The organism is Streptomyces sp. NPDC007162 (assembly GCF_040634175.1).
In the GTDB taxonomy this organism is placed as follows: domain Bacteria; phylum Actinomycetota; class Actinomycetes; order Streptomycetales; family Streptomycetaceae; genus Streptomyces.
This window is the reverse complement of sequence record NZ_JBEYFC010000380.1, coordinates 1-9,001: the sequence shown is the minus strand read 5'-3', so window position 1 is coordinate 9,001 and position 9,001 is coordinate 1. Positions and strand designations below refer to the sequence as shown.

The following is a 9,001-nucleotide window of genomic DNA, read 5'->3' as shown; positions in this document are numbered from 1 at the left end:
GACCCGCGTCTGGTCGCCCGCGGTCCCGCCGCGCTGCACCAGCGTGACCGCGACCGCGGTGCCGCCGGCCGCGAGGACCGCGGCCAGGGTCAGCGTGACCGCGTTGAGCCGGCGGCGGACCCCGTCCAGCCGCCTCGGCCGACGGGCCGCCGAGCGCTCCGCCAGCCGGTCCAGCTCGTCCGCGAAGGAGTGCGCGGTGGGCCAGCGCCGCTGCCGGTCCGGCTCCAGGGCCCGCATCAGCGCCCGCTGCACGTCCTCCCCGAGGTCCGGCCGCAGCCGGTCGGGCCGCACCACCTGGCCGGGCGCGCCCGGCACCGTCGCGGTCACCAGCTCGTAGCCCACCGCCCCCAGGGCGTAGATGTCGGCGCGGGCGTCGATGCCGGCGCCGGGCTGGGCCTGCTCCGGCGGCTGGTAGCCCGCCGAGCCGGCGGCCAGGGTGAGCCCCGACGCCTGCGCCAGGCTCTTCGCGAGCCCCAGGTCGGCCAGCAGCACCCGCCGGGTGCCGTCCGGCGCGGTGCGCAGCAGCACGTTGGTCGGCTTGATGTCCCGGTGCACGATCCCCGCCTCGTGCAGGTCGGCCGCGCCGCGCGCCGCCAGCGCGGTCAGCCGCAGCGCGTCGGGCACCGGCAGCGGGCCACCGGCGAGCAGATCGGCGAGGGTGCCCGCGTCGGCGTACTCCATCACGAAGTACGGCCGGCCGTCCGGGAGTTCGCCGATGTCGTAGACCTGCACCACCCGCTTGGAGTCGGCCCGGCGCAGCAGTCGCGCCTCGGACAGGAAACGGTCGTGGATGTCGAGACGGTGGGACCAGTTGTCGGCGAGGACCTTCACCGCGACCGGGGCGTCCAGCTGGTCGTCGTGGGCGAGCCAGACCGTCCCGAAGGCACCGGTGCCCAGGCGCCGTTCGAGGCGATAGCGGCCGATCCGCTCCAGGGGTTGCATACGACTATCATGCCTGGCCTGAGATCGACTTCGAGGGGGACCTCCCGTGCCGGACGCCGCGCTGACCGAAGACCTCGCCCGGCGGGCCGCCGCCGGCGACCAGCGGGCCCTGAACCAGTTGCTGACCGAGGTCCGGCCCGACGTCGTACGGCGCTGCGGACGCTTCCTGCCGTGCCGTGAGGACGCCGAGGAGGCGGCCCAGGACGTGCTGCTGCAGATCTCCCGGAAGATCTCCACCTTCGAGGGCCGCAGCCGGTTCAGCACCTGGCTGTACACGGTCGTCGCCAACTGCTCCCGGCAGAAGTACCGGGACCTGAAGCGGCGGGCGGCGGAGGAGCCGGCGGCCATCGAACCCGCCCAGTACGTCGACCCGCGCACCACCAGCGTGATCGCGGGATCCCGGATCGACCTGCTGGAGGCACTGGACCGGCTGGAGCGGGAGCACCCGCAGCTGGTCGCGCCGCTGGTCTACCGGGACATCTGCCAGCTGGACTACGCCGAGGTCGCGGAGCGGGTGGGGATTCCGCTGGGAACGCTGAAGTCGCGGCTGCACGAGGCGCGCAAGCAGGTCCGGCCGTGGCTGAGCGCGCCGTGACCTGACAGCAGTGAGGGGCCGCATCCGTGCGGCCCCTTTCCCTTCTCAACCTATAGCGCACCGGGGGGCTTGCGGCAAGGCCCCCCTCGTCCCGCAGAATCGCAGGCCGAGACCAGGAACTGCGGTTTTTAGGGGGATACGCGACATGCGTGTGCTGTTGATGGGATACGGGTCGCGCGGGGACGTCGAGCCGTTGGCGGGACTGGGGGCCGCGCTGCGCTCCCTCGGGGCCGAGGTCCGGGTGTGCGCGCCGCCGGACGCGGAGTTCGCGGAGCTGCTGGCCCGCGCGGGTGTGTCGCACGTACCGTTCGGGCCTTCCGTGCGCGCCCTGGTGACCAGGCCGAATCCGTCGCCCGAGGACGCCTTCAAGCTCGCGCCCGAGCTGGTCGCCGCGCACTTCGACACGGTCGCCCCGGCGGCCGAGGGGTGTGACGCGCTGGTGGCGAGCGGACTGATGCCGGCCGGGGCCCGGTCGGTGACGGAGAAGCTGGGCATCCGGTACGTGTTCGCCTGCCCGCACCCGTTCGGCATGCCGTCCTCGCACTTCCGGCCGGTCGGGCGGCCGGGGCGTCCGGCCCCGCCGGACGCCGACCTGCGGACGCTGTGGAAGGTGGACGGCGAGAAGGTGAACGCGCTGTACGGCGAGGCGCTCAACACCCACCGGGCGGCGATCGGCCTGCCGCCCGTCGAGAACGTCCGCGAGCATGTCCTCACCGACCGGGCATGGCTGGCGGCGGACCCGGTCCTCGGGCCGTGGCAGGACCTCACGGACCTCGACCTCGTACAGACCGGGGCGTGGGTGCTGCCGGACGAACGCCCGCTGCCCGACGACCTGTCGGCGTTCCTGGCAGCCGGTGAACCGCCGGTGTACGTGGGTTTCGGCAGCATGGCGCTGCGCGGCGCGCCGGACGCCGCGAAGGTGGCCGTCGAGGCGGTACGGGCCCAGGGGCGCCGGGCGCTCGTCGCGCACGGCTGGGCGGAGCTCGCCGCGGCCGACGACGGGGCCGACTGCTTCGTGATCGGTGAGGTCAACCACCAGGCGCTGTTCCGCCGGGTCGCGGCCGTCGTGCACCACGGCGGCGCGGGCACGACGACGACCGCGGCCCTGGCCGGGGCGCCCCAGGTGGTCGTCCCGCAGATCGTCGACCAGCCGCACTGGGCCGCCCGGGTGGCCGAGCTGGGCATCGGCGCGGCCCACGACGGCCCGACCCCGACCGTCGACTCCCTCTCCACCGCCCTCGCGGCGGCCCTCGCCCCCGGGACGCGCACCCGCGCCGCCGAAGTGGCCCGCACGATGCGCACCGACGGGGCGACGGTGGCGGCGAGGCTGCTGCTGGACGGCGCCTGAACCCGGACCCGGAACCGTCCGCCGAACCCCGCGCGCCGACCGCACGCAACCACCCACCGGTTCCCCGACTCCCGCAGCCCCGGCCTCACGCGGATCGCGGCGACCGGCCGGCCCCGGGCTCAGCCGGGACGCGGGAGTTGGTCGGGCCTTGGGTTCGGGCGGGTTCGCGGTGGCCCGTCTGTCCTGGGCTCATGCCGGTCCGCGACGGCCGGTCGGCCCCGGGCTCAGCCGGGACGCGGGAGTTGGTGGCCCCCGGGTTCAGGTGTGCGGCGGCCGGTCTGCCCCGGGCTCAGTTCGTGCGCGGTCGCCGGTTGCCCCCGGGTTCACGCTGATTCGCGGTCGCCGGTTGCCCGGGCTCACGCCCGTAGGCGGTCGGCGGCCGGTCGCCCCGGCCTCGCGCTCGTGCGCAGCCGTCCGCCGGTCGGTTCCGGGCTCGCGCGCCGCACGGCAGGTGCGCCAGGAGCCCTTGGCCGTGCGTGCCGTGCACTGTGGTCCGCCGGGTCCTGAGCCCGGTGCGGCCCCCTCCACTCCCTCGACCCCCACTCGTACTCCCCGGCGCCCCACCCTGTCCGTCCGCCGGTCCCGGCGCCCCGCCGTACGCGCCCCCGGTCGTACCGCCTCCCCCTGGAGCTGATGCAGTGACCCCCCTGACCACCCGCGCCTTCGCCCTGCCCGAACGTCTCTCCGCCAAGGCCGATCCGCTCCTGATCGCCGGTGACGAGCGGCACTTCGCCGCCGTCGCCGACTCTCTCGCGCAGTCGATCGCTGAGCTGTCCGACCGCCTCGACGCCGAGCTCAGGGCGCCGGGCGGCACCGGGCGGGCCGCGATGGACCGGGACAACGAGATCCACCGGCTGACCGGACGGCTGCGCACCCTGCGCCGCTTCGGTCTCGACCTGTGCCTCGGGCACTTCGTCCGCGCCGACGACCCCGAGCCCGTCTACGTCGGCCGGCTCGGTCTCACCGACGGCGACGGCCACCGGCTGCTGGTCGACTGGCGGTCCCCCGCGGCCGAGCCGTTCTTCGCGGCCACCCACGCCGACCCGATGGGGCTGCGCAGCCGACGCAGGTACCGCTGGACGGACGGCCGGATCAGCGACTACTGGGACGAGGTGTTCACCGCCGACGGGCTCGAAGGGCATGCCGCGCTCGACGACCAGTCGGCCTTCGTGGCCGGCCTCGGCGCCGACCGGTCACCTCGGATGCGCGACGTGCTCGCCACCATCCAGGCCGACCAGGACGCGATCATCCGCGCCGGATCCCGGGGCGCCCTCGTCGTCGACGGCGGCCCGGGCACCGGCAAGACCGTCGTCGCCCTGCACCGCACCGCCCACCTCCTGTACGCCGACCCCCGCCTCGGGCACCGGCGTGGCGGGGTGCTGTTCGTCGGCCCGCACCGGCCCTACCTGACCTACGTCTCCGACGTGCTGCCCAGCCTCGGCGAGGAGGGCGTGCAGACCTGCGTCCTGGCCGACCTCGTCGACGAGGGAGCCGGCGCGGCACCCGAGCCCGACCCCGAGGTGGCGCGGCTGAAGGCGTCCGCCGACATGGTGAGGGCGATCGAGACGGCCGTCCGCTTCTACGAGGAGCCGCCCGCCGAGGGGACGACGGTCAGCACCGACTGGGCCGACCTGCGGCTCACCGCCGACGACTGGGCCGACGCGTTCCGCGCACCGGCGCCGGGCACCCCGCACAACGAGGCCCGCGACCAGATCTGGGACGAGCTGGCCGCCATCCTGCTGGACAAGTACGCCGGTGACGACGTCACGCCCGAGCAGTTCCGCGCGTCGATCCAGCAGGACGGCGAGCTGGTCGGCACCCTGCACGGGGCATGGCCGCTGCTGGAGCCGACCGACCTGGTCGGGGACCTGTGGTCGGTGCCCGCCTACCTGCGGATGTGCGCCCCGTGGCTCGGCCCGGACGACGTGCGGAAGCTGCGGCGCACCGACGCGCAGGCCTGGACGGTGTCGGACCTGCCCCTCCTGGACGCGGCCCGGCAGCGGCTCGGCGACCCGCAGGCGGCCCGGCGCCGGCAGCGGCAGGAGGCCGTCCTCGCCGTACAGCGCGAGCGGATGGCACAGGTCGTCGACAACCTGATCGGGGCCGCCGCCGACTCGGGCGCGGACGGTGACGACGGCGAGGGCCTGGTGAGGATGCTGCGCGGCGCGGACGCCAAGGTCAGCCTGGTCGACGAGTCCGAACTGCCCACCGTGGCCCCGGACCTGCTCGCCGGGCCCTTCGCGCACATCGTCGTGGACGAGGCCCAGGAACTCACCGACGCCGAGTGGCAGATGCTGCTGCTGCGCTGCCCGTCCCGGAGCTTCACCATCGTCGGGGACCGCGCCCAGGCCCGGCACGGGTTCACGGAGTCGTGGCGCGAACGCCTCGAACGGGTCGGTTTCGACCGGATCACCCTGGCCTCGCTGAGCATCAACTACCGCACACCCGAAGAGATCATGACGGAGGCCGAGCCGGTCATCAGGGCCGTGCTCCCGGACGCCAACGTGCCGACCTCGATCCGGGTGGGCGGCCTGCCCGTCGTGCACGGCTCCGTGTCGGAGCTGGACACCGTCGTCGACACCTGGCTCGCCACCCATGCCGAGGGCATCGCCTGTGTGATCGGCGCTCCCGCCCACACCGCCGGCGACCGGGTCAGCTCGCTGCCCCCTGCGCTGTCGAAGGGACTGGAGTTCGACCTGGTCGTCCTCGTGGACCCGGAGGAGTTCGGCGAGGGCGTCGAGGGCGCGGTGGACCGCTATGTGGCGATGACCCGGGCGACCCGGCAACTGGTGATCCTCACGAGCGGCGCCTAGCCCCCGTCCTGGTCGAGCAGCGACAGCTCGGCCCAGATCGTCTTGCCGTCGGCCGTGTGCCTGCTGCCCCAGCGCTGGGTCAGCTGCGCCACCAGCAGCAGGCCCCGGCCGCCCTCGTCCCAGGTCTTGGCCCGGCGCAGGTGCGGTGCCGTGTGGTTGGTGTCGGAGACCTCGCAGATCAGGGTGGTCAGGTCGTTGATCAGCCGCAGCCGGATGGGGCGGGCGCCGTAGCGGATGGCGTTGGTGACCAGTTCGCTGACCACCAGCTCCACCGTGAAGGCGGCGGTGCTCAGGTTCCACCCGTCCAGCTGCTCCCCGACCTCCTTGCGGATCCGCGCGACCAGGGCGGGGTCGGCGGGGACGTCCCAGGTCGCCACCCGGGACGGCGGCAGGCTCTGGGTGCGCGCCAGCAGCAGGGCCACGTCGTCGGCCGCGCCGCCCGACGGCAGCAGGGCGTGCAGGATCCGGTCGCAGGTCTCGTCCAGGGAGTTGCTGTACGCCGCCAGCGCCTCGTGGAGCAGACGGCGCCCGGTGTCCGGATCCCGGTGCCGGGAGGTGATCAGCCCGTCCGTGAACATCGCCAGCACCGTGCCCTCGGCCAACTCGATCTCGATCGACTCGAACGGCAGTCCGCCCAGGCCCAGCGGGGGGCCCGCGGGCAGGTCCACCTCGTGGAGGCGGCCCCCCGGGCGCAGGACGACGGGGAGGGGGTGACCGGCCCGGGCCATCGTGCACCGCCGGGACACGGGGTCGTAGACGGCGTACAGGCAGGTCGCGCCGACCTCCCCGGGGCTGCCTTCGCCACCCTGCTCCTCGGAGAGCCGCAGCACCAGGTCGTCGAGGTGGGTGAGCAGTTCGTCCGGGGCCAGGTCGATGTCGGCCAGGGTGCGTACGGCGGTCCGCAGTCGGCCCATGGTCGCCGAGGCCTGGACACCGTGGCCGACGACGTCCCCGACCACCATGGCCACCCGCAGCCCGGACAGCGGGATCACGTCGAACCAGTCGCCGCCCACCCCGGCCCGGGCCGCGGGGAGATAGCGCGAGGCGGCCCGCAGGGCGGCGGTGTGCGGCAGCGTCCGGGGCAGCAGGCTGCGCTGCAGGGCCAGGGCGGTCTCGCGCTCGCGGGAGAAGCGGCGGGCGTTGTCGATGCAGACGGCGGCCCGCGCCGTGATCTCCTCGGCCAGCAGCACGTCGTCCGCGCTGAACGGGTCGGGCCGCCGGTGCCGGGTGAGCACCGCGACCCCGAGGGTCACCCCGCGGGCCTGGATCGGCACCGCCATGGAGGCGTGCACGCCGAACTCGCGCACCCGCTCGCCGCGCATCTTGTGCCAGGTCAGCCATTTCGTCATGTCGCCCGAGGGCACCGAGGCCACGATCGTCCGGCCCGCGATCAGCGAGTCGGCCTGCGGCGAGAAGGCCGGGTACGACTCGGCGTGCCCGGGTTGGAGCACCGCCTCGGGGGTGCCGGGCAGCACGGACCGGTGCGCGGTGCGGCGCAGGGTGACCGGCGCCCACAGCCGGACCGGCAGCTCGTCGCCGGTCTCCGGCGGGTCCAGCAGGTCGACGGTGACGAAGTCGGCGAGCGCGGGTACGCAGACGTCGGCCAGCTCCTGCGCCGTACGGGTGACGTCCAGGGTGCTGCCGATGCGTACGCTCGCCTCGTTGACCAGCTGGAGACGCTCCCTGGCCAGGTAGTTCTCGGTGAAGTCGTGCGCGGCCAGGCACACCCCGCGCACCCGTCCCGTCGTGTCGGTGATCGGCGCCATCCGGGCCAGCCAGGCGTGCGCCAGGTCCTCGCCGCCGGTGCGCATGTACGTCTGGACGTCCAGCGGGCGTCCCGAGGTGAGCACCCGGAGCATGTTCCGCTCCAGTTCCTCGCTCTGCGGCTTGCCGCCGATCTCCTCGATCCGCAGCCCCCGGATGTGTTCCTCGGGCAGTCCGATGACCTCGGCCATCGCCTCGTTCACCCGGCGCAGCCGCAGGTGCTCGTCGTAGACGGCGACCGCGCACGGCGACTGCATCAGGGCCGCCGTGCCCAACGGGTCGTCCGGGCCGCGCGGACCGCTGCCGTCCAGCGGGGAGACCACCAGCCAGTGGCCGGGGCGTTCGTCGTTCGCCGTGCGGTGGTGGGCGAGCAGCCAGACCGACAGCGCACGGCCGTCCCGGTGGCGGAGCCCGAGGACGCCGTCCCAGCGGGCGCCGGCGGGCGCGGGCGGCGTGGTGCCCGCGGCGAGCAGCCGCGCGGCGGGCCGGCCCACGACCTCGCCGGCCGGGTGGCCGAGGAGCCGCCGCGCGCCCTCGTTCCACTCGACCAGCGTGCCGTTCTCGTCGATGACAGCCCGGGCCGTCGCCGCATCGTCGAACGGATAGACCCGGCTCATCTCGCCACTCCCAAGCGCACACTCACAGTCAACAGGTGCACCACTGGTGTTCAGGGTAGTGCGTCGGGACCGCCCGCGACCGGCAAGCGGCGGTGCCCGGCCGGGCGGTGCGGCGCACTGTCCGGGCTGCCGAACGAGGACCGGCCGACGGGACCGGAGGCATGGCCGGACCCCTCCGGACCCTTGACGGCCGCACGTGTCACACCGTCAGAATCTGTTTGTTCACGATCAGTTGTGAGTAGTTCTGAGCCCTGATGAGGGAGAGCCGCACCATGACGGTCACGCGCAGATCGGTTCTGGCAGCAGCCACGGCAGCCCCCGCGGTCGGCGCCCTGCTGGGCGCACCGGACGCCTGGGCGGCCCCGGAAAGAGGTACGTCCTCGCAGGTCACCGGTCGGCGCACGGTCGCCCTGCGGGACGGCTGGCGCTTCGCGCTGGTCAACCCGGGCGGGATCACCGACCCGACCGGCTCCTACGCCGCCGCGGCCGACCCCGGGTACGACGACTCGGCCTGGCGCCAGGTCGCCGTACCGCACGACTGGAGCATCGAGCAGACCCCGACCACCGAGCACGGCACCACCAGCGGCACCGGTTTCTTCCCGGGCGGCCTCGGCTGGTACCGGCTCGCCTTCACCCTGCCGCCCGACTGTGCCGGAAAGCGGATCTCGGTGGAGTTCGACGGTGTCTACATGGACTCGTACGTGTACTGCAACGGCACCCAGGTGGGCCGTCACCCCTACGGGTACACCGGCTTCGCCCTCGACCTCACCGGGCTGCTGCACACCGACGGCAGCACCGAGAACGTCCTCGCGGTCAAGGTGCAGAACCAGCAGAGCTCCCTCACCGCGGACCGCCTCCACGTAGAGCCGGAGGAACTCGGCGAACTCCCGGGGACTGTGGTAGCGCAGCGGCACGTTGACCC

The 9,001-nt window shown here is 74.2% G+C and carries 6 protein-coding genes; 4 read left to right on the top strand and 2 right to left on the bottom strand.

Going from position 1 to position 9,001, the window contains the following annotated elements; all coding sequences use genetic code 11:
• Positions 1–942: serine/threonine-protein kinase (locus tag ABZ646_RS33095; protein ID WP_360527141.1), on the bottom strand; the 942-nt coding region annotated here is incomplete at its 3' end.
• A 46-nt stretch (positions 943–988) separates the two neighbouring features.
• Between ABZ646_RS33095 and ABZ646_RS33090 the strand changes: the two genes are divergently transcribed.
• The 3 genes from ABZ646_RS33090 to helR all read left to right on the top strand — a co-directional run bounded on the left by ABZ646_RS33090 (position 989) and on the right by helR (position 5,698).
• Positions 989–1,537 carry an RNA polymerase sigma factor gene (locus ABZ646_RS33090; protein WP_132894297.1) on the top strand — a complete coding sequence of 183 codons (549 nt, stop codon included), beginning with the start codon at positions 989–991 and terminating at the stop codon, positions 1,535–1,537.
• A 145-nt stretch (positions 1,538–1,682) separates the two neighbouring features.
• Positions 1,683–2,885 (top strand): glycosyltransferase, encoded by a 1,203-nt coding sequence (locus ABZ646_RS33085; RefSeq protein ID WP_360527137.1) that lies wholly within the window; start codon positions 1,683–1,685, stop codon positions 2,883–2,885.
• Between the two features lie 638 nt (positions 2,886–3,523).
• Positions 3,524–5,698: an RNA polymerase recycling motor ATPase HelR gene (gene helR / locus ABZ646_RS33080; RefSeq protein WP_360527134.1), complete on the top strand. Its 2,175-nt coding sequence runs from the start codon at positions 3,524–3,526 to the stop codon at positions 5,696–5,698.
• Here helR and ABZ646_RS33075 read toward each other — a convergent pair.
• Positions 5,695–8,079 (bottom strand): SpoIIE family protein phosphatase, encoded by a 2,385-nt coding sequence (locus ABZ646_RS33075; RefSeq protein WP_360527131.1) that lies wholly within the window; start codon positions 8,077–8,079, stop codon positions 5,695–5,697. The two genes, helR and ABZ646_RS33075, sit on opposite strands and share 4 nt — an antisense overlap.
• 272 nt (positions 8,080–8,351) lie before the next feature.
• On the opposite strand from ABZ646_RS33075, the gene ABZ646_RS33070 reads away from it, so the two are divergent.
• Positions 8,352–9,001, top strand: a 650-nt coding sequence (locus ABZ646_RS33070) for a sugar-binding domain-containing protein (RefSeq protein WP_360527128.1), incomplete at its 3' end; no start/stop codon positions are given.